The organism is Streptomyces sp. NPDC031554, from assembly GCF_055580685.1.
In genome coordinates, this window is the sequence record NZ_JBVIKX010000004.1 from 73,035 (window position 1) to 97,518 (window position 24,484).

Genomic DNA, 24,484 nt, shown 5'->3' on the forward strand with positions numbered 1-24,484 from the left:
CCCGCCCGGAACCGGAGGCCGCCTCGACGGACCGCCCTCTCGCCTCACGGGTCCGGGCGGGCGGCGGGGGCCGCCCTGCGCAGGGACACGGCGAAGGCGCAACTGGTGCCGGTGAGGACGACGATCGGCGGAGGGGGCAGCAGGAGGACGGACACCACCAGGCCGGCGAGGGAGGCCGCGAGGGCGATCTGTCCGAAGGCGGTGCGGTGCCGGACGAGGGCGGGGGCGCGGCGGACGGCGGCGAGGATCAGCAGGCCGCAGGTGACGGCGAAGAGGGCCATGGCGACGCTGATGCCGTGGAAGACGTCGAGGAGCGTGCGCTCCAGACCCAGCAGGGTGAAGGCGGACTCCCGCAGGGCGGTGTCGGCCTCACGCTGCCGCGGGGTCCGGGCGGCCGAGGCCGAGGCGGCGGAGAGGGCGAGGTGGCCGACGCCCAGGAGGACCAGGCCGTAGGCGCCTGCCGTGAAGGGCCGGACGGGGTCCGCCCGGCGGGGCGGGCGGGACGCGGACGGGGTGTTCACCGTTGTTCCTCGGCGTCGACGGGGGCGGAAGGCGGCTGCCAGCCGAGAACCGCGTCCAGGGCCCTCAGTGACAGCGCCTGCGGCGTGGCGCGTACGGCCAGGTTCCGGACGGACGCGGCGAGCGGGTGGGAGATCCGGGCGAGTTCGCCGACGCGCCGGGAGCGGCGGCCGATCCGGGTGGTGCGCCGGCGTCTGGCCTTCGTGTAGGCGGCGAGCGCGGCCGGTACGTCGTCGCCGGACGCGAGGAGGTGTGCCGCGACGACGGCGTCCTCGACGGCCTGGCAGCCGCCTTGGCCCAGGTTGGGGGTCATCGCGTGGGCGGCGTCGCCGAGCAGGGCCGTCCGGCCGGCGTGGAACCGGGGCAGGGGCGCGGCCAGTTCGTGGAGATCGTGGTGCATGACGCCGGCCTGGTCCGGGTCCCGCCGGTTCAGCCGGTCCAGCAGTTCGGGTATCGGGCTGTGCCATGCGCCGAAGCGCCGGGTCAGCTCCGCGCGGTGGTCGGCAGGCGGGGCGCCGGGGTCGGAGACGGCCGTGGCGTAGAGGTAGACGCGGCCGTCGGCGAGGGGGACGACGCCGAACCGCTCGCCCCGCCCCCAGGTCTCGACGGCCTGCCGGACGGACGGGCCCGCACCGGGCAGCACCGCTCGCCATCCGGCCTCGCCGGCGTGCCGCAGCCCGCGGTGGCCGGGGAAGAGCTGCCCGCGCAGCGCACTGCGGATGCCGTCGGCCGCCAGGACGACGTCGGCGCTCAGGTCTCCGGCCGACGTGCGCACCGTCACGGCGTCCCCCGTGTCGTCCACGCCGGTCACCGACACTCCGAGGTGGACGACGTCGGCCGGCAGGGCCGCCGCGAGGGTGCCGGTCAGGAAACCCCGGTGCACGGCGCGCGCGGGGAGCCCGTAGCGGGCGGACAGTTCGTCGCTGTCGGAGCGCCTCAGCCACGTGCCGTCGGGTGTGCGCAGCCCGACCTGACCCGGCAGGGCGTCACCCGCCCACAGGCCGGGGTCCAGGCCCACCGAGGCCAGCGCGCGCAGGGCGTTCGGGGCGAGCACGATGCCGGCCCCGGCGTCCGTGAGCGCGGTGGCCCGTTCGCACACGGTGACGTGCCATCCGCGGCGCCTCAAGGCCACCGCCGCGGTCAGGCCCCCGATGCCGCCCCCGGCCACCACGGCATGACGAGCACCCATGCCGGTCACCTCCCCCGCCTCCCTCCCTCTACGTCTGTAGAGGACGATGACGCGCACTCTACAGCTGTAGAGTGCGGGCATGTCCACCCCCCACCGCCGAGAGCTGATCGCCGACGCCGCCATCGGCACCGTGGCCACCGCGGGGCTGCGCGGCCTGACCCATCGCGCGGTCGACGCCGCCGCGGGCCTGCCCCCCGGCAGCACGTCGTACTACTTCCGCACCCGCAGCGCCCTGATCAGCGCCTGCTACCTCCGCCTGGCCGAACTCTCGGTCGCCGACGTGGACCGCTGGGAGGCGGACCGCGGCCGCCCGGACCTGGACTCCGCCGCGGGCGTGATGGCCGCGCTGCTGCACCACTGGCTGACGAAGGCGCGCGACCGCCAGCTGGCCCGCTTCGAACTCAGCCTGGAGGCGACCCGCCGGCCGGAGCTGCGCGCCGATCTGCAGGCCGCCGGACTCGCCACACGGTCCAGGGCCGCGGCCCTGCTGGCAGCGCTCGGGGCTCCCCGCCCGGCCCCGGCGGCGGATCTGCTCGTGGCCTGGACCGACGGTTTCCTGTACGACCGGCTCGCCGGCGCACTGGCCGCGACCCGCCCGGTACCCGAAGTGGCCGAGCTGACCGTGACGGCCCGGCGGATGCTGGAAGCCGCGCTCGCCACCTGACCCGACCGGAGCCGACGACGACGGGTCACCGTCCGTCGCACGAGGCGTCTGGGGTGGTGCCCGGAACCGGACTTGACCGCTTACGGGCCGAGCCTCCGACCTGCGACGACTCCACGACCAGCGGTTTTCGCCCCCCTCACACTCACCCAGGCCTCCTCAGCCTGCCTCGGCCCGCCCGGTGCGCCCGGTGCGCCCGGTGCGCCCGGTGCGCCCGCGCCTGGGCGCACGGCTCACGGACCGCCGGCGACAGCCCGACAGCCGCCACGACTTCCGCGTCCTCCAGGACCTCCTCCGGCACCGCCGGGCCCGCCCTCCGCTCACCCCCCGGGTGCGCGCCCCAGTGCCTCCACGCGCCCACCAGTGCTCAGCGAGATACCGCCTCCGCGGGCCGCCTTGATCCCGTACAACAAGGAAGGGCCCGGCGGCGTCATCGGCCGTCGGGCCCTCCTCACGATCCCGTCAACTTGCGGAGCATGAACTGGGATCGCCCGCCGGCCACGAGGGCACAACGAGACCTGCGCCACGCCCCGACCAGTCGGCCGAAACATGTACGCCATGAACTGCTGCGTGCCCATGGTGACCAGCGCAAAGCATCCGGTACACACCGGTCACCCGAAAGAGCTACGAGGTTTCCTGTATCAGCCGTTGAGGCGCCATCGGCCTACGCCAGACGGCATACTGCCCCGACCATCGAACGGCCGGGGCAGCAGCGCTACTGAACGGGCGGTCAGGCGCCCACGGCGGAGAACCCGCCATCCACGTGCAGCACCTGCCCCGTGATGGCACGAGATCCACCGCTCAGCAGGAAGGCCACCGTGTCCGCCACCGGCGTGGCGTCCGACGTGTCCCAGCCCAACGGAGCCCGCTCCGGCCAGACCTTCGCCAGCTCGTCGAAGCCAGGAATGGACTTGCCGGCCATGGTCGTGATCGGACCAGAGTCCACGGAGTTCACACGGATGCCCCGCGGCCCCAGGTCCCGCGCGAGATAACGGGTGATGGACTCCAGCGCCGCCTTGGTCGGCCCCATCCAGTCGTACACCGGCCACGCCACCTGAGCGTTGAAGGTGAGGCCGACGACGGACGCCCCGAACTCCGACCGCTCCAGCAACGGCAGCACGCTCACCGTCAGCGCCTGCAGCGAGTACGCCGAGACGTGCATGGCGGTCGCCACCGACTCGAACGGCGTGTTGAGGAAGTTCCCGCCGAGCGCGTCCTGCGGTGCGAACGCCACGGCGTGCACGACGCCGTCCAGGCTGTCCCAGTGACCGGCGATCTCCTCCGCCAGCGCCTCCAGGTCACCAGGCACCGTGACGTCCGCAGACAGGCACGCCACCGGCGCCTTCGGCAGCCGACCCGCGATGCGGCCCATGATGGAGCTCGGCCGGCCCGGGGCGTTGGCGAGGATCACGTCCGCGCCCGCCCGCGTCGCCGCCTCCGCGATCCGGAAACCCATGCTGGTCTCGGTGAGGACACCGAAGACCAGGATCTTCCTGCCGTTCAGGTCCATCGTCAGTCCTTTCGCCACAGGCCACAGATACCGTCCTGGTACCGGCCGTAGAAGTTGTGCAGGCTGGTCGTCATCCCCCACCCCTGAAGAGTCTTCTCATCCAGCGGCGTGACGTGGGTGGGGTCCTGCGCCAAAACATCCACCACGGCGCTGTTGGGAGTCGTCACGACAACGCCCTTCAGCGCGGATTCCGTCATTCGGCGCACCAGGTCCTCCGGGTCCGCCAGGTGCTCCAGCACCTCCAGAGCCGCGTACCAGCCGACCGGCCGCGCCGGCCGCCAGGTGGTGAGGTCGAAGGTGCCGTCCACCCACGCGTCGAGGGGTACGTACCGGCCGCGCCACCCGTACTCGGCGCGCAGCGTGTAGTCCAGCTCGGTGAGGCCGGCGCCGAGGTCGACGAGGAGGTCCCGGTCGTCCAGGCCGCTGGCCCGCAGGTGCTCGCTCGCCGCGCGGAACCGGGCGGCCCGCTCGAAGTGCGCGCTGGCGTGACCGCGTAGGTACTCCTCCGCCTGCGCGATCCGGACGAAGGGGCCGCCCGCGCACCGGCTCACCGCGTCGTGGAGGTCGCCCACCGTCGACAGCTGCCCGGTGACCTCGTCCGGGATGGCGCCGCGGGTCAGCCGTTCCAGGGCCGACACGGTCTCCATCAGCCCCAGACTGTCCAGGCCGAGGTCCTGGAACAGGTGCCGCTCCCGCGCCGCGCACTCCCCGGCCGGCCGGCCGCTGATGGACGCCAGAGTGTCCGTCACCAGAGTCGTGATCACGCGCACTGCTCCCCTCGCGCAGAGAAGCCCTGGAGCGGGATGAACGTCCGCTGGCGCCCGCCGGGCCCCTGCTCCCCGGTCGCCTCCTCGAACTTGTCGATGAGCAGCTTGCAGGACCCGCAGAACGAGCCGCACGTCATCCGGTCGGTGACGGCCGGCGGGACGACCTCGCCCACGCCCTTGAGCCCGTGGCCGGCGCGCACCGTCCGTACGTAAGCGCTCGAGTTGGCCCGGGCGAGGATCTCCCGGAACGGCTCGCGCAGGACGTTGCCGAACCCCAGCTTCTCCGGCACGTTGAACGCCGCGCAGGAGTACAGCTCCCCGCTGACTTTCATCAGCGCGCACGGCAGGACGTACGTGCCGACCGTCGGGGCGAAGCAGTCATAGCAGGCACCCATCCACCGGGTGACCGTCGTGGAGCCGGGCCGGTTGATCGGGGCCTGGTCCTCCAGCCGCTCGTTCTCCAGGTAGACCCGCATCGTGGAATGGACCCGGTCGTGCGGGAAGTCGCCGTACAACTCACCGTAGATACGCAGTAGTTCATACACGCGATGTTTCCGGTCCGCAGGGTCCGCCAGGCTGGACACCGCCACGTTCAGCTCCCGGTCCGTGAACTCGGTCGTGGCATGGCGGATGATCCGCGCGATGCGGTCCAACGGCGTCGTCTGCTCCCCGATGGACACCATCAACAGGGGCACGAAGATACGGCTGTCGAGGAAGCCGCTCGCGGCCAGCCGCTCGAAGACGTGCGGAGTCCCCTTCTCCGTACCCCAGATCCCGTTCGTCGTCAGCTTCCCGATGTCCACCGTGCCGCGCGCCAGCTCCATGAACCGGTACAGCGCCCGGGAGGACACGAACGGCTCGCCGCCCGTGATGGCCACGGACGACAGGCCCACATCCGCGAACTCGGACACGAGACGGTGGAGCTGCGCATCCGACAGGGTCACGCCCTCCGACACGGGCTTGGCGCCCATGCCGCAGCTCTTACAAGTGTCATTGCAGCGGTCCGTCAGCTCGAACTCGACGCGCAGCGGCCGGTAGGCGCCGGTGATGCCGGCCGCGTCCCAGCGGTCACGGATGACCGCGAACGGGTTGTCCAGTTTGACCGCGTACTTCCCCGTGTAGGGCACGACGGGCCCTTGCCCGTCGATGTAGGTGTGCGCACCCTCTTTGATCATTCACTTTCCTCATGGGTGGCCGCCCTGGTCGCGGGCGGCGTCCTGGCGTGGCGGTCCCGGCCGCCGGGATCACCGGGCGGCCGGGACCGGTGCCCCTGGCTGCCGTCACTCCCCCACGGAGGGCCGGCCAGGGACGTATGTCCCACCCCTGGCCGGGTCCGTCCGCAGGGAGGAGCGGAAGGGGCGGCGCCGGACTGCACCGGCGCCATACCGGCCAGGGGGAGCTTCAGGTGCGGAGGCAGAAGCCGAGCAGGAGGACCGTCACCAGAGCGGTGCCGATCACCATGCAGGCGATCGCCTCCGTGCGGGGGCTCACAAAGGGCCCTCCCGCACGGCACGGAGGTGCCGGCCGGGGCCACCCCGGAGGGCCGACGTCCAGCATGGCGAGCAGACCCACAACTCCGCGCCCGGGCCGGACTGCTGGTACACGCGCTCCAGCAGCCGGCCATGCCGCGTCGTCGCCCGGCAGTAGGCGCGCACCTGGACGGGCGCCACCTCCGCGAGCGGCCCGACCACGAACTCCACGGCGGCCCGCGACAGAGCCCCTTCCGTGGCCCAGTGCCGGGCCGCCGGGACGCGAAGCCACCGCATCACGTTCCGGTACCCGAGCGTCCCGCAGACGGTCACCAGGTCCCCGGGACGGTGCACGGTCAGGCCTACCAGGGAGCCGTCCGGCCACCCGTCGGCATCGCCCGGCCGGATCGGCCAGAGCATCCGGGCCGTCACACAGTCCTCCAGCACCGGCCCGGAACGCTCCGCGAGGACGTCCCACACGAGCCGGCCCCAGGCCGTCGGCATGCTCACCGCGCTCCAGGTCCCGCCCACGGGGATGAGATCGAGCGGGGCGTCGTGCCAAGGCAGGTAGGGCACCAGGCCCGCAGCAGCGGGGGTCACGCCTCACCCACCTCCGCCCAGACCTGCTTCCCCCATGGCAGCGGGATGACCTCCCACCGGGAGGAGAGAGCGACGACCAGATGCAGGCCGCGCCCCGACTCCGCGAACGGGTTGGCAGGCCGGAGCACAGGCGCCTGCTTGCTCCGGTCCGTGACCGCGACACGAACCCGGTACCGGGCCGTACGGGTCACGGTGAAGCGGATGACGTCCCCACGCGCATGCCGAACAGCATTGGCCACCAGCTCCGTCGCGAGGAGGCCCGCGTCCTCCTCGAGCTGGCCGAGGCCCCACGCGGACAGGACGATACGGACCATCGCCCGGGCGTCCCTCACCGCCAAGTCGTCCCTCTGGAAGACGCCGGCGTATGCCGGGTCTCCCGTGGTCGACGCGATCGGCCGCCATGCATCTCTCAGCCGATGCCGTGCCTCGCCTTCGTGGCGGGTGGTGCTGCTCGCCATGCTGACGCCCCCAAACGGTGTCGTGCATTCCCACGGCGGGACCGACGGGCCCGCCGTTCAAGCCAACAACCGGGGAACGCTCCCGCTCGGACGTTCAGGAGGACATTCAGGCGGGCATTTCCGCCGGAGGAGACATGCGTTTCCACCTGGGCCGCTACGGTCGGTATGCGGGCAGACGAGAGGAGTTACGACGTGACCGAGCAGCCGACACTCTTCGAGCTGGCCTGCATCGCTCAGGGCTGGGACACAACTGCCAAGTTTGTGATGGCATTTGAGGAGACCGCCGCGCTCTTGGGTGAGCCGGTCACGGTGACTACGCGCCATGTCCGCCGCTGGAAACGTGAGCTGCCTCCGCCGACACCGCGCGCGCGGACATGGCGCGTCATCCACGCGATGCTCGGCGTAGACCCCACCGAACTTGGCTTCCGCACCCCCCCTGCCGGTGTCACCGTGAAAGGAGCAACGCTCCTCGCACAGGAAGGCACCAGCGTGCATCGACGGGCATTCCTCTCCGATTCCATCGGCGCCGCCGCCGCTGTCACTCTGCCGACCGCGGAGGCCACCAGAACTCCGCCGGCCCGGACACGCGCTGTCGGCACCACGCACGTTCTGGAGCTACGCGAAGGCCTCCGGTCCCTCTACCACCTGGACGACGCATATGGCGGTGGGGACGTCCTTTCTCTCGCCGCCAAGCACCTGCGCCGCATCCGCCGAGTGATCAACACCCGGGAGTACCCCGAGACCATCGGGCGACAGCTACGCCTCCTCGCCGGCGAGACCGCCGAGCACTGCGCCTGGCTGCACTACGACGCCGACGACCAGGACACGGCCACCGCCTACTGGGGCGACGCCCTGACCACAGCCACCATGCTGCGGGAGGCATCCCTGGAGATTCTCGTGCTCGCCTCCCTGAGCATGCAGGCCAGCCACACCGGCCGGCCGCGCGACGGTTACGACCTGGCCCGGGCCGCCCAGGACCGGGCCGCCCGCTACGGCTCCCCCGTCCTGCAATCCCTCATCGCCTCCCGCGAGGCGCGCGCCCTGTCCCTGTTGCGAGACGACGCCGCCGCCCGCCGGCGCCTGGCCGACTCCATGCGGCTGATGGAACGAGCAAGCCGCGGGCGGCCCTCCCCGGACTGGGCAGCGTTCCACGGCCACGCCGAACTGGACTACGCCCAAGGCCTCCTCTACACCGAGGCCGGCCACCACCAGCGCGCGGTCGCTTTCCTGCGGGCGGCACTCGACCACCAGGACCGCACCTACGGCCGTAACCGCGCGCTGTACCGGCTCACCCTGGCTCGTAGCCTGGTCGCCTGCGGAGAGGCTGACGAGGCCGCCTCCCAGGCCACGGCAAGCCTGGTCCACCTGGAAGAAGTGGAATCCGGACGAGTGCTCCGCAGGCTGAGCGAGGTCACCGGACTGCTCAAAGACGTTGCCGCCGTCTCCGCGCAGCAGGCCGCCGAGGAACTGACGGAATACGTGCAGGAGAGGAAAGCAGCATGACCGAGGTCACCTACACCCGGCACGAGGGCGACGAGGCCGCCAGCCTCCTGGACGCCTTCCTGCCTGCGTACGAGGAGGTCTACGCCGATCCTCCGTACAAGGAAGGACCCCGGGACGTCGCTGACTTCATCGAGCACTACGCCGTCCAGGCCGAGCGGCCCGGTATGCGCCTGGTCCTCGCGCGCGACGGGCAGGAAGTCGTGGGCTTCACGTACGGCTACTACCTGGCGCCGGAGACCCGCTGGTGGGCCAACCTCCAGGATGTACAGCTGCCTCCCGAGACCATCCGCGAGAACGGCCGGAGAACCTTCGTCATCATCGAGCTGGCCGTGCGGAAGGCATGGCGCCGCCGCGGCATCGCGGCCGCTCTGCACAGTCGGCTACTGGATGGCGTTACCGCCGAGCGAGTCACGCTCACCGTCCGGCCGGAGCGCGAGGCCGCCCCCGCCCGCCAGGCCTACCAGGCATGGGGGTACCACCGCGTCGGGACGTCTCTCCCCTGGGAGGGCTCCCCCCTGTACGACTGCATGGTTCGTGACCTGCAGTAGGACCGGACTGGCGTCACCACGGCGGCCCGCTCCCACCCGGGGGGCGCCCTACTGCGGCCGGGTGTTCACGTAGCGCAAGGCCTTGCCGTACCGCTCCACGGTGGAGGCCATGCACCACTGGCAGAGCGGGCACCCGCCACGGCCGTACCGCTGAGTGAGCCGCCGGCAGCCGGCACACGGACCGGCCAGGCCGGCAGGTGAGCGGCACGCTCGATCTGCCGGCGGGCGCGGTCAACGCGCGGGCCCGGACCTGGACTCCGCCGCGGGCGTGATGGGCGCGCTGCTGCACCACTGGCTGACGAAGGCGCGCGACCGCCAGCTGGCCCGCTTCGAACTCAGCCTGGAGGCGACCCGCCGGCCGGAGCTGCGCGCCGATCTGCAGGCCGCCGGACTCGCCACACGGTCCAGGGTCGCGGCCCTGCTGGCAGCGCTCGGGGCTCCCCGCCCGGCCCCGGCGGCGGATCTGCTCGTGGCCTGGACCGACGGTTTCCTGTACGACCGGCTCGCCGGCGCACTGGCCGCGACCCGCCCGGTGCCCGAAGTGGCCGAACTGACCGTGGTGGCCCGGCGGATGCTGGAAGCCGCGCTCGCCACCTGACCCGACCGGAGCGGACGACGACGGGTAACCGTCCGTCGCACGAGGCGTCTGGGGTGGTGCCCGGAACCGGACTTGAACCGGTACGCCCGCGAGGGCAGCGAGGTTTAAGCTCGCCGTGTCTGCATTCCACCATCCGGGCAGGCCATGGGCTCCGCGTCGCGGTTCGACCCTATCGGGAGGCGTCCGGCCGACAGGGGGCGGGCAACCCGATGTTGTCTTATTTTATTGACTTCTGAGGGTGCATCAGCCCCGGAACGGGCCATCCGCACATGCCGAAAGCCTCATGCGCGACGTCGGCCGGTGCATGCGGAATGACGGAATTTCACCGTCCGAACGAGGGTGCTCCACCGGTTCTTGACGAACGGCACCTCGGGCGACGCCTCAGGGACGTCCGTCATCCCCTGGTATGACGCGGCGGCCCGCCGTCCCTCCGAAGTCTGCCCCCGAGACCGGAACAGCGGGTGACTACACGGCGCCGGGCGGCCGAGACGATGGTGCGGACCCCGAAACGCACCACGCCGTCGTCCCGACAGGAGCTCCACCGTGACCACCATGCCCCTCGCCGACCGGTCCACCGCCGTGGCCGCACGCGCCACGGAGCTGTCCAAGGCCTACGGGCAGGGGGAGACCCGGGTGGTCGCCCTGGACCGGGTGTCCGTCGACTTCCGGCAGGCCGAGTTCACCGCGATCATGGGCCCCTCCGGCTCCGGCAAGTCCACGCTGATGCACTGCGTGGCCGGGCTGGACACCTTCTCCTCCGGCTCCGTGCGCATCGGCGACACGGAGCTGGGCTCCCTGAAGGACAAGCAGCTCACCACGTTGCGCCGGGACAAGATCGGGTTCATCTTCCAGGCGTTCAACCTGCTGCCCACCCTGAACGCCCTGGAGAACATCACCCTCCCGATGGACATCGCCGGCCGCAGGCCGGACAAGGAGTGGCTGGACAAGGTCATCGGCATGGTCGGACTCGCCGACCGGCTGGGCCACCGCCCCTCGCAGCTCTCCGGCGGCCAGCAGCAGCGCGTCGCCGTCGCCCGCGCCCTGGCCTCCCGGCCGGACATCGTCTTCGGCGACGAACCGACCGGGAACCTCGATTCCCGTTCGGGCGCGGAGGTGCTCGGCTTCCTGCGCAACTCCGTGCGCGAGCTGGGTCAGACGGTCGTCATGGTGACCCACGACCCGGTGGCCGCCGCGTACGCGGACCGGGTCGTGTTCCTCGCGGACGGCCGGATCGTCGACGAGCTGCACGGGCCCACCGCCGAGTCCGTGCTCGACCGCATGCGGCGGCTTCCCGGCAAGAGCCCCCGGACCTCCGGCCCCGACGCCGAGGGCCGCGCCGGCTGATCCCGGTCCCCACCGACAGGACCGACAGGACCGAGAAGAAAAGAACCCATGTTCCGTACCGCCCTGCGCAACGTCCTCGCGCACAAGGCCCGGCTTCTGATGACCGTGCTCGCCGTGATGCTCGGCGTGGCCTTCGTGTCGGGGACCCTGGTCTTCACCACCACCATCTCCGACGCCTACCAGAAGAGTTCCGCCAAGGGATTCGACCAGGTCGACGTCGCCGTCACGGCCGAGTTCCAGGAGGACGAGGGCGACCGCATCGGCGGGATCACCGACCTGACCCCGGCCCTTCTCGACACGAGCGCGAAGGTGCCCGGCGCCGCCTCCGCCATCGGCGTCGTCCGCGGCTTCACCGCGATCGCCGACAAGGAGGGCGAGCTCGTCAGCGAGGGCTTCCAGGCGCAGGGCGGCAACTACTGGGGCGACGCGGACCCCCGGTACCCGCTGCGGGAGGGCACCGCGCCGCGGGGCCCCGGCCAGATCGCCCTCGACTCCGAGACCGCCCGGCGGGCCGGCTACGAGGTCGGCGACACCGTGCGCCTCTCGGTGGACGGCCCCGTCCTCACCCCGAGGATCACCGGCGTCTTCACCACCGACGACGGCAACGTCGCCGCGGGCGGCAGCCTCACCCTCTTCGACACCGCCACCGCCCAGCGGCTGTTGGGCAAGCCCGGCACGTACCACGAGATCGACGTCGAGGCCGCCGCCGGCACCTCGCAGACCGCGCTGAAGGCCGCCCTCGACAAGGCGCTGCCGAAGGACCTCGTCGAGACCACCACCGGCGGGCAGCTCGCCGACGAACAGGCGGAGATGATCTCCGCCTCGATGAGCGGCCTGCGGCAGGGGCTGCTGGTCTTCGCCGGCATCGCGCTCTTCGTCGGCACCTTCATCATCGCCAACACCTTCACCATGCTGGTCGCCCAGCGCACCAAGGAGCTGGCGCTGCTGCGCGCGGTCGGCGCCTCCCGCCGGCAGGTGACCCGGTCGGTGCTGGTCGAGGCGTTCGTGGTCGGTACGGTCGCCGGGCTGACCGGACTGGTCGCGGGCGTCGGCATCGGCGCCGGACTGCGCTCGCTGATGGGCACGCTGGGGGCGACCGTTCCCGACGGCCCGCTGGTCGTGTCGCCCGGCACGGTCGTGACCGCCCTGGTCGTCGGTGTCGTCGTCACCGTGCTGGCGGCCTGGCTGCCCGGTCGGCGCGCCGCGAAGATCCCGCCGGTCGCCGCGATGAGCAGCGTCCACGCCACCGCGTCCACCAGGTCGCTGGTGCTGCGCAACACCCTCGGTGCCCTGCTCTCGGCGGCGGGTGTCGCGACCGTCCTCGTGGCCACCACGATGAACGGCTCCGACGGCCAGGCCCCCATGGGGCTCGGCGCGGTCCTGCTCGTGATCGGCGTGTTCGTGCTGACGCCCCTGCTGTCCCGGCCGCTGATCGCGGCCGCCGCGCCGGTCCTGCGGATCTTCGGCGTGTCCGGCAAGCTGGCCCGGCAGAACTCGGTGCGCAACCCGCGCCGTACGGCCGCCACGGCCTCCGCGCTGATGGTGGGCCTCACCCTGATCACCGGGATGACGGTGATGGCGGGCAGCCTGCAGAAGTCGATCGACAAGATGGCCTCGGCCGCGATCGAGGCCGACTACGTGGTGTCGATGGCGAACGGCCGCGGGCTCTCCCCCGAGGTCGAGGAGAAGCTGAGGGCGACCGACGGGGTGACCGCCACCAGTCCGCTGCGCAGCGCCCCCGCCCGCATCGACGGGCAGACCGAGTACGTCACCGGCGTCACCGGCTCCGCCATCGCGCGGCTCACCGACCTCACGGTCGACGACGGCGTCTTCCGGGTCGGCGGCGACCGCGTCGTCGTGGACGAGGACACCGCCGGATCGCACGGCTGGAAGGCCGGTTCGCGGTTCTCGGTGGCGTACGAGGACGGCGCGAGGCAGCGGCTGACGGTCGCCGGCGTCTACCAGGGCAACGAGATGATCCGGGGCATCATCCTGGACAACACCGCCCTCGCCCCGCACCAGGACGACCCGACCGACATGCAGGTCATGGTCAAGACCTCCGGGGGCGCCTCGGACGCCGTGAAGGACAGGCTGGAGAAGGCCCTCGGCACCAACCCGGCCATCAAGGTGCAGAGCAAGCAGGACCTCTCCGACGAGATCGCGCAGATGTTCACGCTGATGCTGAACATGCTCTACGGCCTGCTCGCGATGGCCGTGATCGTCGCGGTGCTCGGGGTCGTCAACACGCTGGCGATGTCGGTGTTCGAGCGCTCGCAGGAGATCGGCATGCTGCGGGCCGTCGGGCTGGACCGGCGGGCCGTGAAGCGGATGGTGCGGCTGGAGTCCCTCGTGATCTCGCTGTTCGGCGGGGTGCTCGGCATCGGGCTCGGCGTGTTCTTCGGCTGGGCGGCCGGCGAGTTGATCGGCACGTCGATGGCGACCTACGAACTCGTCCTGCCGTGGGGCCGGATGGCCGTGTTCCTGGCGCTGGCCGGCGCGGTCGGCGTGCTCGCGGCGCTCTGGCCGGCCCGGCGGGCGGCGCGGCTGAACGTGCTGACGGCCATCAAGTCGGACTGACCGACGGCTGGTGCGGGGCCCCGTCGGTCACTTTGGCGGGGCCCCTTCCGCTGTCCGCCACGGGGCCGCTCCCCGGCGCGGGCGCCCGGCGACGGGCCGAGGGCGACGGGCACCCGGACCGGCGGAGGGGCGCACGGCGGGGCGGACCGGCAAAAGACCCGACGGCGGGCCGGAAGGCCGGACCGGCGAGCGGCAGGCGGTTCGGCGGAAGGGCGGACGACGGCCCGGACCGGGCCGTGCCGAGGGGGCCGGCCCGACCATGCCGAAGGGGCCGCCCGCACCACGGATGGCGGGCGGCCCCTTCAGGGGTTGCGGTGGGACCGGGTCAGGAGGCCTTGGCCTTCTCGCCGTTCTTCTCGGTCTGCTCCGACGCCGGCTTCGCCGCCACCGGGGCCGGCTTCGCGGCCTCGTAGAACTCCTCGCGCGGGGACTCCAGCGCGCCGAGCGAGACGACCTCGCGCTTGAGGAACATGCCGAGCGTCCAGTCGGCGAAGACGCGGATCTTGCGGTTCCACGTCGGCATCGCCAGGCCGTGGTAGCCGCGGTGCATGTACCACGCCAGCCGGCCCTTGAGCTTGATCTTCATCTTGCCCATGACGATCATCGCGACGCCCTTGTGGAGGCCGAGGCCCGCCACCGCACCCTTGTTGGAGTGCGCGTACTCCTTCTGCGGGAAGCCCCGCATGCCGGAGATCACGTTGTCGCCGAGGACCTTGGCCTGACGGAGCGCGTGCTGCGCGTTCGGCGGGCACCAGGCGTTCTCGACACCGGCCTTGCGGGCGGCGACGTCGGGGACCTGGGCGTTGTCGCCGGCGGCCCAGATGTAGTCGGTGCCCTGCACCTGCAGCGTGGGGGCCGTGTCGACGTGACCACGGGGGCCCAGCGGGAGGCCGTAACGGGCGAGGACGGGGTTCGGCTTGACGCCGGCCGTCCAGACGATCGTGTTCGAGTCGACCTCGAGGCCGTTCTTCAGCACCACGTGGCCGTCGACGCAGGAGTCCATCGAGGTGGAGAGGTAGATCTCCACGCCGCGGCTCTCCAGGTGCTCCTTGCCGTAGGCGCCCAGCTTGGGGCCGACCTCGGGAAGGATCTTGTCGGCGGCGTCGACGAGGATGAAGCGCATGTCCTCGCGGGACACGTTCTTGTAGTACTTGGCCGCGTCGCGGGCCATGTCCTCGACCTCACCGATGGTCTCCGCGCCGGCGAAGCCGCCGCCGATGAAGACGAAGGTGAGCGCCTTGCGGCGGATCTCCTCGTCGGTGGTGGAGTCGGCCTTGTCGAGCTGCTCGAGGACGTGGTTGCGCAGGCCGATGGCCTCCTCGATGCCCTTCATGCCGATGCCCTGCTCGGCGAGGCCGGGGATCGGGAAGGTGCGGGAGACCGCGCCGAGGGCGATGACCAGGTAGTCGAAGGGCAGCTCGTACGCCTCGCCGACCAGCGGGGCGATCGTGGCGACCTTGCGGTCCTGATCGATGGTGGTGACCCGGCCGGTGAGGACCTCCGCCTTGGGCAGCACGCGTCGCAGCGGGACGACGACGTGGCGCGGGGAGATGTTGCCGGCGGCGGTTTCGGGGAGGAAGGGCTGGTAGGTCATGTACGACCGGGGGTCGACGACCGTGACGGTCGCCTCGCCGTAGCGCATCTTCTTCTGGATACGCCGAGCTGCGTACAGGCCTACGTACCCACCGCCTACTACGAGGATCCTGGGACGCTCCGTGGTGCTCATGGCATCGAGTATCCACCCGCCCCAGGGGGGTCGCTCGTGCGCCCCTTCACAAGCTTTCCCGGGGTGTGTGCTATCCTCCGCCGTCCACGTGATCCACGTCATGGTGCGCATCGGGAACCCGTGCACACCCGGTGCCGTTGTCAATGCCGCGTGAGCTGCCTCTCCGGGCTCCGGGATGCCGGGTGAGGCCTTCGAAACACGCCCCGCGAAGCCCTCGCGAAACGTCCGCGCCCTCCGCTTTTGAACATGTTCACCCGCCTGCCGGACCCCCGGAAGGGCCAAGCGGCCCCACTTGGTCGTCCGACAGGGCCGTTTTCCTTGTGAAGAACTTCACGAAGTTTCCCGGGAGGGTGCGCCCGAGGGCCGTTTCCGGCCCCCGGGAACGCGCTCAAACGTTGCCCCACCTGCTCAGCGGAGGGGCTACGCCACCGACCGGGCGATGCCGTCGAGGATCGCGCACGAGCGCACTTCCCTCACGGATGCGCCGTGTACACGCTGCCGCGTACACTGTCCGCATGACTGAGAACACCGTGACCGTACGGGAAGCCCGCGCGCACCTCGCCGATCACATCAACCGAGCCGAGGAGGGCGTCCCGACCGTCATCACGCGCAACGGCGCACCGGTGGCAGCCGTGGTCCCGATCTCGGACTTCGAAGCGCTGGAGGAGGCGGCCGATGTGATGCTGGCGCGCGAGGCCGAAGCGGTACTGGCCGAGGGAGGCAGCACCGTGACCATGGCGGAACTGCTGGCGGACCTGTTCACCGAGCAGGACGGCGAGGCGACGTGAAGTACGCCTTCCGGTTCACCACGGCGGCACAGCGTCAGCTTCGGGCGATCAGCCGACCCGACGCCATGCGCGTCCTGACCGCGTTGACCGCACTCGGTGACGACCCGTACCGCCAGGACGCCGACGTCAAGAAGCTCACCGGCCCGTCGGGCCTCTACCGGCTCAGGGTCGGTGGCTACCGGATCGCCTACCAGCTCAACGACGGCGAACTCGTCGTCCTCGTGGTCAAGGTGGGCGACCGGCGGGACGTCCACCGCAACCTGTGACGCCCCGCCCGGCACCGCCTCGGCGCACCTCGGCGGCGCAGCTGTGAGCGATCCCGTCGAGGATCGCTCCTCAACGCGCCTCGGAGGCGCAACTCCAGGCGATGCCGTCGAGGATGTCGTGCTCGCTCACCACGACCTCCTCGGCGCCGATCCGTTCCATGATCGACAGCAGCACCAGCGCGCCCGCGGCGATGACGTCGACCCGGCCCGGGTGCATCGACGGGACCGCCGCCCGCTCGGCGTGGGTGGAGCGCAGCAGCCACTCGGTGATCTCGCGGACCCGTGCCCGGGAGACCCGGGAGTGGTGGATGGCCCGCGAGTCGTACTCCGGCAGTTCCTGGGCGATCGCCGAGAGCGTCGTGACGGAGCCGGCCAGGCCCACCAGGGTGTGCGCCTCGCGCAGCGGGACGGTGCGCTCCGCGAGGTCCAGGGCCGCCTCGATGTCGGCGCGCATCGCCGTGATCTGCTCCCCGGTGGGCGGGTCGGTGACCGTCCCGTCCACGACCAGGTGCCGCTCGGTCATCCGTACGCAGCCGACGTCCACCGAGCGCGCGGCGCGCACCCGGTCGTCCCCGACGACGAACTCGGTCGAGCCGCCGCCGATGTCCACGACGAGGTAGGGCTTCGTCAGGTCGTCGCGGCCCGTCAGTTCCCTCGTGGCGCCGGTGAAGGAGAACTCCGCCTCCTGGTCGCCGGAGATCACCTCGGGCTCGACGCCCAGGATGTCCAGCACCCCGCGCACGAACTCGTCCCGGTTCTCCGCGTCGCGCGAGGCGGAGGTGGCCACGAAACGCAGCCGCTCGGCGCCGTGCTCCTTGACGACCGCCGCGTACTCCCGGCACGCGGCGAAGGTCCGCTCCAGCGCCTCGGGCGCGAGCCGCCCGGTGCGGTCGACCCCCTGGCCGAGCCGCACGATCGTCATACGGCGGTCCAGCTCGACCAGTTCACCCGTCCCGGGGTGGGCGTCGGCGACGAGCAGACGGATGGAGTTCGTACCGCAGTCGACGGCGGCGACGCGCGTCATCGGGAGTCCCCCTCGACCGGCTTGAAGGCGAAGTGGCCCTTCCCGTCCCGCGACGTCTCCGCCTGCCACCCCTCACCGGCGGGCGGCCCGGTGAACGCCACGCAGGCTCCCCTGCTCCACCACTCGGGCAGCATGGCGAGCGCCTCGTCCCCGAGCGGGTTCACCCCCGGCCCGGCGGCCAGGGAGTGCGCGACCAGCACGTGCAGGCACTTCACCCGGTCCGGCATGCCGCCCGCACTGGGGAAGTTCTTCAGCTCCTCGATCTCGTCCCGCCGCCGCACGTAGTCCTCGTGCGCCGCCCGGTAGGCCGCCGCCAGCTCCGGATCGGTTCCCAGCCGTTCCGTCATCTCCTTCATCACGCCGTTCGCCTCGAGCGTGCCGATGGCGGAGTTCGCCTTCGGGCACGTCAGGTAGTACAGCGTCGGGAAGGGGGTGCCGTCCGGGAGGCGGGGGGCCGTCTCCACCACGTCCGGCTGCCCGCACGGGCAGCGGTGGGCGATGGCGCGCAGTCCGCGCGGCGGTCGTCCGAGCTGCTGCTGGAAGGCCTCGACGTCGGCGTCGGTGGGCTCGGTGCGGGGAGTGGTGGGCGGGGGGGTTTCCATGCCTGTACGAAAGTCTCTCTGGTCGGTTCATCGGTCGGCGGCGTCGGACGTGTCGACGGCGTCCCAGACGTTCGAGTACCAGGGGCGGTCGGCGGCCCCCTGGTCGGCGCGGGACTGCTCGGCGGCGTCGGGGTCGACGACGATGTAGCCCGTCTCCCCCGGCATCACGTAGTGCAGCCGCAGCCGGATCTGCTGTTCGGCGTAGGCGTCGTCCTGCCAGCGTGCCTTGAGGTCGCGCAGCTGTCGCACCCGCTCGCGGGCCTGCTCCTTCTCGCGCTGGAGATCGGCGATCTCGGCGCGCTGGGAGACGTACTGCCGCATCGGGTAGGCCAGGGCCAGGACCAGCGTGCACAGGACCAGCGCGAGGAGGGCCGCACGGCCGGTCAGGCGTGAGCGGCGGGCCTGGCGCTTGGTCTGGGACCGGTAGACCCGGGCCGCGGTCTGCTCGCCGAGCAGTTTGATCCTGGTCGTGGTGGAGAAACGGTCCCGGTCCTTCACGGCCATGTCGTCCCCGCCTCCCGTCTCACACGTGCGTACGTCCCCGGACACGGTACGGGACCGGTACGGGGACGTACGTACGACTGGCTCAGGACGAGCCCTCAACGGCTCAGCCCCGGGTGGTTCAGCCCTTGAAGCGCGGGAAGGCGCTGCGGCCGGCGTACACCGCGGCGTCGTCGAGGATCTCCTCGATGCGCAGCAGCTGGTTGTACTTGGCGACGCGGTCCGAGCGGGCCGGCGCGCCGGTCTTGATCTGGCCGCAGTTCACCGCGACGGCGAGGTCGGCGATGGTGACGTCCTCGGTCTCGCCGGAGCGGTGGGACATCATGCACTTGAAGCCGTTGCGCTGGGCCATCTCGACGGCGTCCAGCGTCTCGGTCAGCGAGCCGATCTGGTTGACCTTGACCAGGAGGGCGTTGGCGGAGCCCTCCTCGATGCCGCGGGCCAGGCGCTCCGGGTTGGTGACGAAGAGGTCGTCGCCGACGATCTGGACCTTGTCGCCCAGCTTGTCGGTGATGACCTTCCAGCCGGCCCAGTCGTCCTCGTACAGCGGGTCCTCGATGGAGACCAGCGGGTACGCGGAGACCAGCTCCTCGTAGTACTCGGTCATCTCGGCGGCCGAGCGGGACTTGCCCTCGAACTCGTAGGCGCCGTCCTTGTAGAACTCGGACGCGGCGACGTCGAGCGCGAGCGCGATCTGCTCGCCGGGGACGTAACCCGCCTGCTTGATGGCCTCGATGATGAGGTCGAGCGCGGCGCGGTTGGACTCCAGGTTCGGGGCGAAGCCGCCCTCGTCGCCCAGGCCGGTGGACAGGCCCTTGGTCTTCAGCACCTTCTTGAGGGTGTGGTAGACCTCGGCGCCCCAGCGCAGGGCCTCGGAGAAGGACTCCGCGCCGATCGGGGCGATCATGAACTCCTGGATGTCCACGTTGGAGTCGGCGTGCGAGCCGCCGTTCAGGATGTTCATCATCGGAACGGGCAGCAGGTGCGCGTTCGGGCCGCCCAGGTAGCGGAAGAGCGGGAGGTCGCTGGCCTCGGAGGCGGCGTGGGCGACGGCGAGGGAGACGCCGAGGATGGCGTTGGCGCCGAGGGAGCCCTTGTTGTCGGTGGCGTCCAGGTCGAACATGGCCTGGTCGATCAGGCGCTGCTCGGTGGCGTCGTAGCCGACCAGCTCGGGGCCGATCTGCTCGATGACGGCGAGGACGGCCTTCTCGACGCCCTTGCCCTGGTAGCGGTTGGGGTCACCGTCGCGGAGCTCGATGGCCTCGAAGGCACCGGTGGAGGCGCCGGAGGGGACGGCGGCACGACCCGTGCTGCCGTCGTCGAGGCCGACCTCGACCTCGACCGTGGGGTTGCCTCGGGAGTCCAGGATTTCCCGGGCTACGACGACGTCGATGGACGGCACGAGCATCTCCTTCTTGGGATGTGACGCTGGTTGTGCGGGGCGCGGGCGGGCCGTGTGGAGGCCGTGCCGAGCCTTGCGACTAGAGCCTAACCGCCCCGGGGCGTCGGTCGGCCGACCGACCGTCCCGTGGACAGGGAGACGGTACCCATTGTTTCAGCCCGGAACAAAGGGGGTGGCCAACGGAAGACGGCGAACGGGGAAAGAGAAACCCCCGCCCGGGCGCGTACGGGGGAACACGCACCGGGGCGGGGGGACCGTGGGGACGGGGGCTCCCTCACGGGGCCCTCAGCGTGACGGGCTCGGCTGTGAGGGGGCTGTGGTCCGGCCGGGAGCCGGGTGTCACTTCAGGTGGAGCTGCTGACCCGGGTAGATGAGGTCGGCGTCCTGGACGATGTCCTCGTTCAGCTCGAACAGCTCGGCCCAGCCGCCCTTGACGTCCCGCGCCTCGGCGATGGAGCTGAGGGTGTCGCCCGCGACGACCTTGTACTCGCCGTCACCCTTCTTGACCTTCTTGCCGGTCGGGGTGGTGACGGTCTTCTGGGACTTCTCGGACTTCTGCGGCGTGGCGGCCGGGCGCTCGGCGGAGCGGGAGGCGCTCTGCCGCTCGGTGGAGCGGGTCGAGGTCTCCGAGGAGCCGCCGGCCGAGGAGTTGCCCGCGGACGAGCCGGTGGAGGCCGAGCCGCCGTTGTACGAGGCGCCGGACAGGCCCACGCCGCAGACCGGCCAGGCACCCTTGCCCTGGCCCGCGAGGACCTTCTCGGCGATCTGGATCTGCTGGGACTTCGAGGCCTTGTCGGCGGTGGAGGCGTACTGCGTGCCACCGTAGGCGGCCCAGGTGGAGGCGGAGAACTGCAGGCCGCCGTAGTAGCCGTTGCCGGTGTTGATGGCCCAGTTGCCGCCGGACTCGCACCGGGCGACCGCGTCCCACTCGGAGGCGGTGGCGGCGGAGGCGTTGCCGGCCGCCATCAGCGGGGCGGCGATGGCGACACCGGTGACGCCGGCGAGCGCTGCGGCGCGGGTGGCCCTGGACGGACGACGGTGCTTGCCCTTGACGGAAAACAGCATGGTGGATCCCCTCACCGACGCCTGCGAGGTGAGCTGTCGGGTTCGGGCCTGTGAGTTGCCCGGCCACCCCCGCCCGGGAGCACTGCTCCCGGAAGGCGTGGCTTCACCCCTAGCCGTTCCGGTCGACCGACCGGTGCGGCACCTACCTTGGGTCCCCCGCTCCTGCCCACGGCGCTTGACGCGACGACTGTTCCCGGGCTGCCACTGGCAGGATTCGGCGTTGTGACAGCCGGGGCTCGGGTTGCCGAGCGATCACGACCGTAGACATGCGCTCAGCGGAATTTCAAAGACGATCACGCCTTCTGAGACTCATCCCACACTTTGATCAAAACGGACATTCAGCGCGAAGCGTGACGTGAACTCCCGCTGCTTTTCCCGTTTTTCCGCCCTATTCCACCGCTGTGTCGAGCGTCTGACCGGGAGCGATGTTGTTCGGGTCGGTACCGATGGCGCCCTTGTTCTCGGCGTAGAGCGCGCGCCATCCGCCGTCGAGGTCAAGGGAGTCGGCGATGGAGACGAGGGAGTCGCCGTCGCGCACGACGTAGGTGCCCACCGCACCGCCGGAGGCGCCCGCGGCGTGCCGGCCGGCGGAGGCGGCGGTGGTGCCGTCCGGCAGGGCCTCGTCGGCGGAGGTGCCGCGGTGGCGGCCGGAGGAGAGGGAGCCGGTGTCGACGAGGCTCCAGGAGCCCGCCTCCTGGGCCGACTTGTCCGAGTCGTCCACTTCGGGGGTGGCCGTGGTCGAACCGTCGTCCGCCCGCGGGGCGTCCGCGTCCACGTCCTTCGACGCGTCGGACTTCGAGGAGCCTTCCGACTTTCCGGAGGAAGGGGACGAAGCGGACGGGGAGGCCTTGTCCGTGTCGTCCGGGGAGGATTCGGCCGACGGGGAGGCCGACGCGTCCTCGCCGTCCGAGGGCTTCGCGGAGTTCGAGGAGCCGGACGCCCCCTTGGACAGGTCGGACAAGCCGGACGACACGGAGGAGTCGGACGAGTCGTCCGCCACTCCGGTGTCCAGGCTGCCCGCGCCGCTCTCCTTGCTCAGCCCGGACGTCAGCCCGCAGGTGCCCCAGGCACCGACCCCCTGGTCGGCGAGGACCTTCTGCGCGACGGATATCTGCTGGTTGCGGCTGGCCAGGTCGGGGCGCTCGGCGAAGTCGAGTCCGCCGTACGTCTCCCAGTCCTCCTGACTCAGCGCCAGGCCGCCGTACTCGCCGCCGCCCTGGTTCGCGCTCCAGGAGCCGCCGCTCTCGCACTCCGCCACGGTGTCCCACACCGTGCCGTCGGCCGCGCTCGCGCCGGTGGCGCCGAGCAGCGGGATGGCGATCGCGGAGCCGGTCACGCCGGCCGCGACGAGGAGGGCCGGAGCCTGACGGGGGCGCCGGTGTCGACCGTTCCCGGAGAGCATGCGGGGGCCTTTCTCGAGACAACAGTGCTTGCGCGGCCCGTGAAGCCCCGAGGAACCTCAAGAAACCCCGAAGAAACCGAGAAAACCAAGGAAACCGAGGAAGCCGAGGAACCCGAGCAACAAGGACGCCGCGCTGACAGGTGAACGTATCGGCAGACGATCACTTGTCACAAGTTAATGCCGCGCAGATCACGTGAAGATCACAGAGTTGAGGAACGGTCACCTCTGCTTCGCTGTCCGGGCACATCACGGTTGGTCAGCGGACGGCTTCGGGGGGTTCACCGGGACGGCGGGCCCGAACCGCACGGGCAGGGTGCGCAGTCCGCGCATGATGAGTCCGCCGCGCCACCTCAAGTCGGCCGGATCGGCGTCCAGTCGCAGGTCGGGCAGCCGGGTCAGGAGGGTGGCCAGAGCGGTCCGCCCCTCCAGGCGGGCGAGGGGCGCGCCCAGGCAGTAGTGGATGCCGTGGCCGTAGCCCAGGTGCTGGTTGTCGCGGCGGGACAGGTCCAGGACGTCCGGGTCGGCGAACCGCGCCGGGTCCCGGTCGGCGGCCGCCAGGACGACGAGGACGGCGTCGCCGGGGGCGATGTCCTGTCCGCCGACGGTCAGGGGCTCGGTGGCGAACCGCCAGGTGGCGAGCTCCACCGGGCCGTCGTAGCGCAGGAGTTCCTCCACGCCGGTCGCCAGGAGGCCGCTCTCGCCCGCGGCCAGGGAGGCCTGGAGGCGGGCACGCTGACCGGGGTGGGTCAGCAGGGCGTAGGTGCCGTTGCCGATCAGGTTCACGGTCGTCTCGAACCCGGCGAACAGCAGGATGAAGGCCATGGCGGCGGCCTCGTTCTCGGTGAGGTGCTCGCCGTGGTCGGAGGCGCGGATCAGACCCGAGATGAGGTCCTCGCCGGGGGCCGGGTCCGCGGGAAGCTCCAGGCGCTTGCGGTGGATGAGGTCCAGGAGGTAGCCGCGCATCTTCTTCACCGACCGGGCGACACCGCCGCGCGGACCCCCGCCGTGCCGGATCATCATGCCCGCCCAGTCCCGGAAGTCGTCCTGGTCCTCGCGGGGGACGCCGAGCAGGTCGCAGATGGCGTGGATGGGGAGCGGGAAGGCGAAGTCGTGGATGAGGTCGGCGGTGCCGCGCTCCGCGAACCGGTCGATGAGTCCGTCCGTCAGCTCCTGCACGCGGGGCGCGAACTCGGCGACCCGGCGGGGCGTGAACGCCTTGCTGACGAGGCGTCGCAGCCGGGTGTGGTCCGGCGGGTCGATGTTCAGCAGATGCGTCATCAGCTCGGCCTTGCGCTCCCCGGGGATCCCGGTCCTGCCCCTGGCGTGCGCGGGCTCGTCGTGGTGCGCCGGGTTCTTGCTGAGCCGCTGGTCCGCGAGGGCCTGCTTGGCGTCGGCGTACCGGGTGACCAGCCAGGCCTCCACACCGCTGGGCAGCCGCGTGCGGTGCACGGGCGCGTGCTCGCGGAGCCAGGCGTAGGCGGGATAGGGGTCGGTGGCGAACTCCCAGGTGAACAGGGCTGGCGCGGACGGCTCGGAGGCGGGCTGCTGGGTCACTCCCCGACGGTAACCGGCACCGGACCGACGACCACGCACGGCCCGACGCACCCACGGCTCGCGACCACCGGGACCCTGGGCCCGGCCGACGCCCGCCGCACGGGGGCTTCCGCCCGCAGCGCGGAGCCAGAAGGCCGCCGCACGGAGGCGGAGGCCCGCAGCGTGGGGGACGTCCGCGGGTGGAGGCGGACGCCTGCCGCATGGGGGCTTCCGCCCGCAGCGCGGGGGCAGAAGGCCGCTGCACGGAGGCGGAGGTCCGCAGTGAGGAGCCCTGCCGCGAGGGGGACGGGCACCCGCCCCGCGGAGGCGGAGGCCCGCCACGCGGAGGCCGCCCGCAGTGCCGGGGGCGGACGCCCGCCAGGTGAAGGCGGGCGTCCGCCGCGCGGGGGTGGGATGCCCGCTCGGCCCCGT

Annotated in this window: 23 protein-coding genes, 1 tRNA gene and 1 riboswitch; of the genes, 8 read left to right on the forward strand and 16 right to left on the reverse strand. The window is 71.6% G+C overall.

Annotated features, from left to right (window positions below):
- Nucleotides 1–44 precede the first annotated feature (44 nt).
- Nucleotides 45–521: an LIC_13387 family protein gene (locus tag ACZ5FU_RS12295; protein ID WP_469045284.1), complete on the reverse strand. Its 477-nt coding sequence runs from the start codon at nucleotides 519–521 to the stop codon at nucleotides 45–47.
- Complete coding sequence (locus tag ACZ5FU_RS12300; RefSeq protein ID WP_469045285.1) at nucleotides 518–1,708, reverse strand: FAD-dependent monooxygenase; 1,191 nt, start codon at nucleotides 1,706–1,708, stop codon at nucleotides 518–520. Before ACZ5FU_RS12300 ends, ACZ5FU_RS12295 begins: the two co-directional genes overlap by 4 nt.
- 79 nt (nucleotides 1,709–1,787) lie before the next feature.
- Between ACZ5FU_RS12300 and ACZ5FU_RS12305 the strand changes: the two genes are divergently transcribed.
- The gene (locus ACZ5FU_RS12305; protein ID WP_469045286.1) at nucleotides 1,788–2,372 is read left to right on the forward strand and encodes a TetR/AcrR family transcriptional regulator; all 585 of its coding nucleotides are present in this window, start codon (nucleotides 1,788–1,790) and stop codon (nucleotides 2,370–2,372) included.
- A 727-nt stretch (nucleotides 2,373–3,099) separates the two neighbouring features.
- On the opposite strand, the gene fabI is transcribed toward ACZ5FU_RS12305, so the two are convergent.
- The 5 genes from fabI to ACZ5FU_RS12330 form a co-directional block, all read right to left on the reverse strand.
- On the reverse strand, nucleotides 3,100–3,879 hold the full coding sequence (fabI, locus tag ACZ5FU_RS12310; protein WP_451527412.1) for an enoyl-ACP reductase FabI: 780 nt from the start codon (nucleotides 3,877–3,879) through the stop codon (nucleotides 3,100–3,102).
- Between the two features lie 2 nt (nucleotides 3,880–3,881).
- Nucleotides 3,882–4,643 carry an acyl carrier protein gene (locus ACZ5FU_RS12315; RefSeq protein ID WP_451527413.1) on the reverse strand — a complete coding sequence of 254 codons (762 nt, stop codon included), beginning with the start codon at nucleotides 4,641–4,643 and terminating at the stop codon, nucleotides 3,882–3,884.
- On the reverse strand, nucleotides 4,640–5,821 hold the full coding sequence (locus ACZ5FU_RS12320; protein WP_451527414.1) for a radical SAM/SPASM domain-containing protein: 1,182 nt from the start codon (nucleotides 5,819–5,821) through the stop codon (nucleotides 4,640–4,642). The genes ACZ5FU_RS12315 and ACZ5FU_RS12320 overlap by 4 nt, the downstream gene beginning before the upstream one ends.
- 312 nt (nucleotides 5,822–6,133) lie before the next feature.
- Entirely contained in the window at nucleotides 6,134–6,715 is a 582-nt protein-coding gene (locus ACZ5FU_RS12325; protein WP_469045287.1) for a hypothetical protein, read from the reverse strand.
- The gene (locus ACZ5FU_RS12330) at nucleotides 6,712–7,173 is read right to left on the reverse strand and encodes an ATP-binding protein (RefSeq protein ID WP_451527416.1); all 462 of its coding nucleotides are present in this window, start codon (nucleotides 7,171–7,173) and stop codon (nucleotides 6,712–6,714) included. The genes ACZ5FU_RS12325 and ACZ5FU_RS12330 overlap by 4 nt, the downstream gene beginning before the upstream one ends.
- A 489-nt stretch (nucleotides 7,174–7,662) precedes the next feature.
- Here ACZ5FU_RS12330 and ACZ5FU_RS12335 point away from each other — a divergent pair, with 489 nt between their 5' ends.
- The 3 genes from ACZ5FU_RS12335 to ACZ5FU_RS12345 all read left to right on the forward strand — a co-directional run bounded on the left by ACZ5FU_RS12335 (nucleotide 7,663) and on the right by ACZ5FU_RS12345 (nucleotide 9,822).
- A complete protein-coding gene (locus tag ACZ5FU_RS12335) occupies nucleotides 7,663–8,676 on the forward strand; it encodes a hypothetical protein (RefSeq protein ID WP_469045288.1) in 1,014 nt (337 codons plus the stop codon).
- Nucleotides 8,673–9,224 carry a GNAT family N-acetyltransferase gene (locus tag ACZ5FU_RS12340; protein ID WP_451527418.1) on the forward strand — a complete coding sequence of 184 codons (552 nt, stop codon included), beginning with the start codon at nucleotides 8,673–8,675 and terminating at the stop codon, nucleotides 9,222–9,224. The genes ACZ5FU_RS12335 and ACZ5FU_RS12340 overlap by 4 nt, the downstream gene beginning before the upstream one ends.
- A 154-nt stretch (nucleotides 9,225–9,378) precedes the next feature.
- The gene (locus ACZ5FU_RS12345) at nucleotides 9,379–9,822 is read left to right on the forward strand and encodes a hypothetical protein (RefSeq protein WP_469045289.1); all 444 of its coding nucleotides are present in this window, start codon (nucleotides 9,379–9,381) and stop codon (nucleotides 9,820–9,822) included.
- A 54-nt stretch (nucleotides 9,823–9,876) separates the two neighbouring features.
- Here ACZ5FU_RS12345 and ACZ5FU_RS12350 read toward each other — a convergent pair.
- Nucleotides 9,877–9,961, reverse strand: a tRNA-Leu gene (locus tag ACZ5FU_RS12350).
- A gap of 404 nt (nucleotides 9,962–10,365) precedes the next feature.
- Here ACZ5FU_RS12350 and ACZ5FU_RS12355 point away from each other — a divergent pair.
- Entirely contained in the window at nucleotides 10,366–11,166 is an 801-nt protein-coding gene (locus tag ACZ5FU_RS12355) for an ABC transporter ATP-binding protein (RefSeq protein WP_451527420.1), read from the forward strand.
- Nucleotides 11,167–11,214: 48 nt separating this feature from the next.
- The gene (locus ACZ5FU_RS12360) at nucleotides 11,215–13,743 is read left to right on the forward strand and encodes an ABC transporter permease (protein ID WP_469045290.1); all 2,529 of its coding nucleotides are present in this window, start codon (nucleotides 11,215–11,217) and stop codon (nucleotides 13,741–13,743) included.
- A 325-nt stretch (nucleotides 13,744–14,068) separates the two neighbouring features.
- Here ACZ5FU_RS12360 and ACZ5FU_RS12365 read toward each other — a convergent pair whose 3' ends face one another.
- Nucleotides 14,069–15,469: an NAD(P)/FAD-dependent oxidoreductase gene (locus ACZ5FU_RS12365; protein ID WP_451527422.1), complete on the reverse strand. Its 1,401-nt coding sequence runs from the start codon at nucleotides 15,467–15,469 to the stop codon at nucleotides 14,069–14,071.
- 515 nt (nucleotides 15,470–15,984) lie between these two features.
- Here ACZ5FU_RS12365 and ACZ5FU_RS12370 point away from each other — a divergent pair.
- Nucleotides 15,985–16,257: a type II toxin-antitoxin system Phd/YefM family antitoxin gene (locus ACZ5FU_RS12370; protein WP_468644487.1), complete on the forward strand. Its 273-nt coding sequence runs from the start codon at nucleotides 15,985–15,987 to the stop codon at nucleotides 16,255–16,257.
- Nucleotides 16,254–16,523 (forward strand): type II toxin-antitoxin system RelE family toxin, encoded by a 270-nt coding sequence (locus ACZ5FU_RS12375; RefSeq protein ID WP_468834629.1) that lies wholly within the window; start codon nucleotides 16,254–16,256, stop codon nucleotides 16,521–16,523. The genes ACZ5FU_RS12370 and ACZ5FU_RS12375 overlap by 4 nt, the downstream gene beginning before the upstream one ends.
- Nucleotides 16,524–16,593: 70 nt before the next feature.
- On the opposite strand, the gene ACZ5FU_RS12380 is transcribed toward ACZ5FU_RS12375, so the two are convergent.
- From ACZ5FU_RS12380 to ACZ5FU_RS12410, 7 genes are all read right to left on the reverse strand, one after another.
- Nucleotides 16,594–17,547, reverse strand: a complete 954-nt coding sequence (locus ACZ5FU_RS12380; RefSeq protein WP_468644489.1) for a Ppx/GppA phosphatase family protein — start codon at nucleotides 17,545–17,547, stop codon at nucleotides 16,594–16,596.
- Nucleotides 17,544–18,149: a DUF501 domain-containing protein gene (locus ACZ5FU_RS12385; protein WP_451779051.1), complete on the reverse strand. Its 606-nt coding sequence runs from the start codon at nucleotides 18,147–18,149 to the stop codon at nucleotides 17,544–17,546. Before ACZ5FU_RS12385 ends, ACZ5FU_RS12380 begins: the two co-directional genes overlap by 4 nt.
- Nucleotides 18,150–18,176: 27 nt before the next feature.
- Complete coding sequence (locus ACZ5FU_RS12390; RefSeq protein ID WP_451527426.1) at nucleotides 18,177–18,653, reverse strand: FtsB family cell division protein; 477 nt, start codon at nucleotides 18,651–18,653, stop codon at nucleotides 18,177–18,179.
- A gap of 118 nt (nucleotides 18,654–18,771) precedes the next feature.
- Nucleotides 18,772–20,058, reverse strand: a complete 1,287-nt coding sequence (gene eno / locus ACZ5FU_RS12395; protein WP_363086550.1) for a phosphopyruvate hydratase — start codon at nucleotides 20,056–20,058, stop codon at nucleotides 18,772–18,774.
- Between the two features lie 333 nt (nucleotides 20,059–20,391).
- Complete coding sequence (locus tag ACZ5FU_RS12400) at nucleotides 20,392–21,117, reverse strand: transglycosylase family protein (RefSeq protein WP_451779054.1); 726 nt, start codon at nucleotides 21,115–21,117, stop codon at nucleotides 20,392–20,394.
- Between the two features lie 3 nt (nucleotides 21,118–21,120).
- Nucleotides 21,121–21,301, reverse strand: a riboswitch (cyclic di-AMP (ydaO/yuaA leader).
- Nucleotides 21,302–21,505: 204 nt separating this feature from the next.
- Nucleotides 21,506–22,519 (reverse strand): transglycosylase family protein, encoded by a 1,014-nt coding sequence (locus ACZ5FU_RS12405; RefSeq protein ID WP_469045291.1) that lies wholly within the window; start codon nucleotides 22,517–22,519, stop codon nucleotides 21,506–21,508.
- Nucleotides 22,520–22,765: 246 nt separating this feature from the next.
- Nucleotides 22,766–24,073, reverse strand: coding sequence for a cytochrome P450 family protein (locus ACZ5FU_RS12410; RefSeq protein ID WP_469045292.1), 1,308 nt, complete (start codon nucleotides 24,071–24,073; stop codon nucleotides 22,766–22,768).
- Nucleotides 24,074–24,484: the final 411 nt, after the last annotated feature.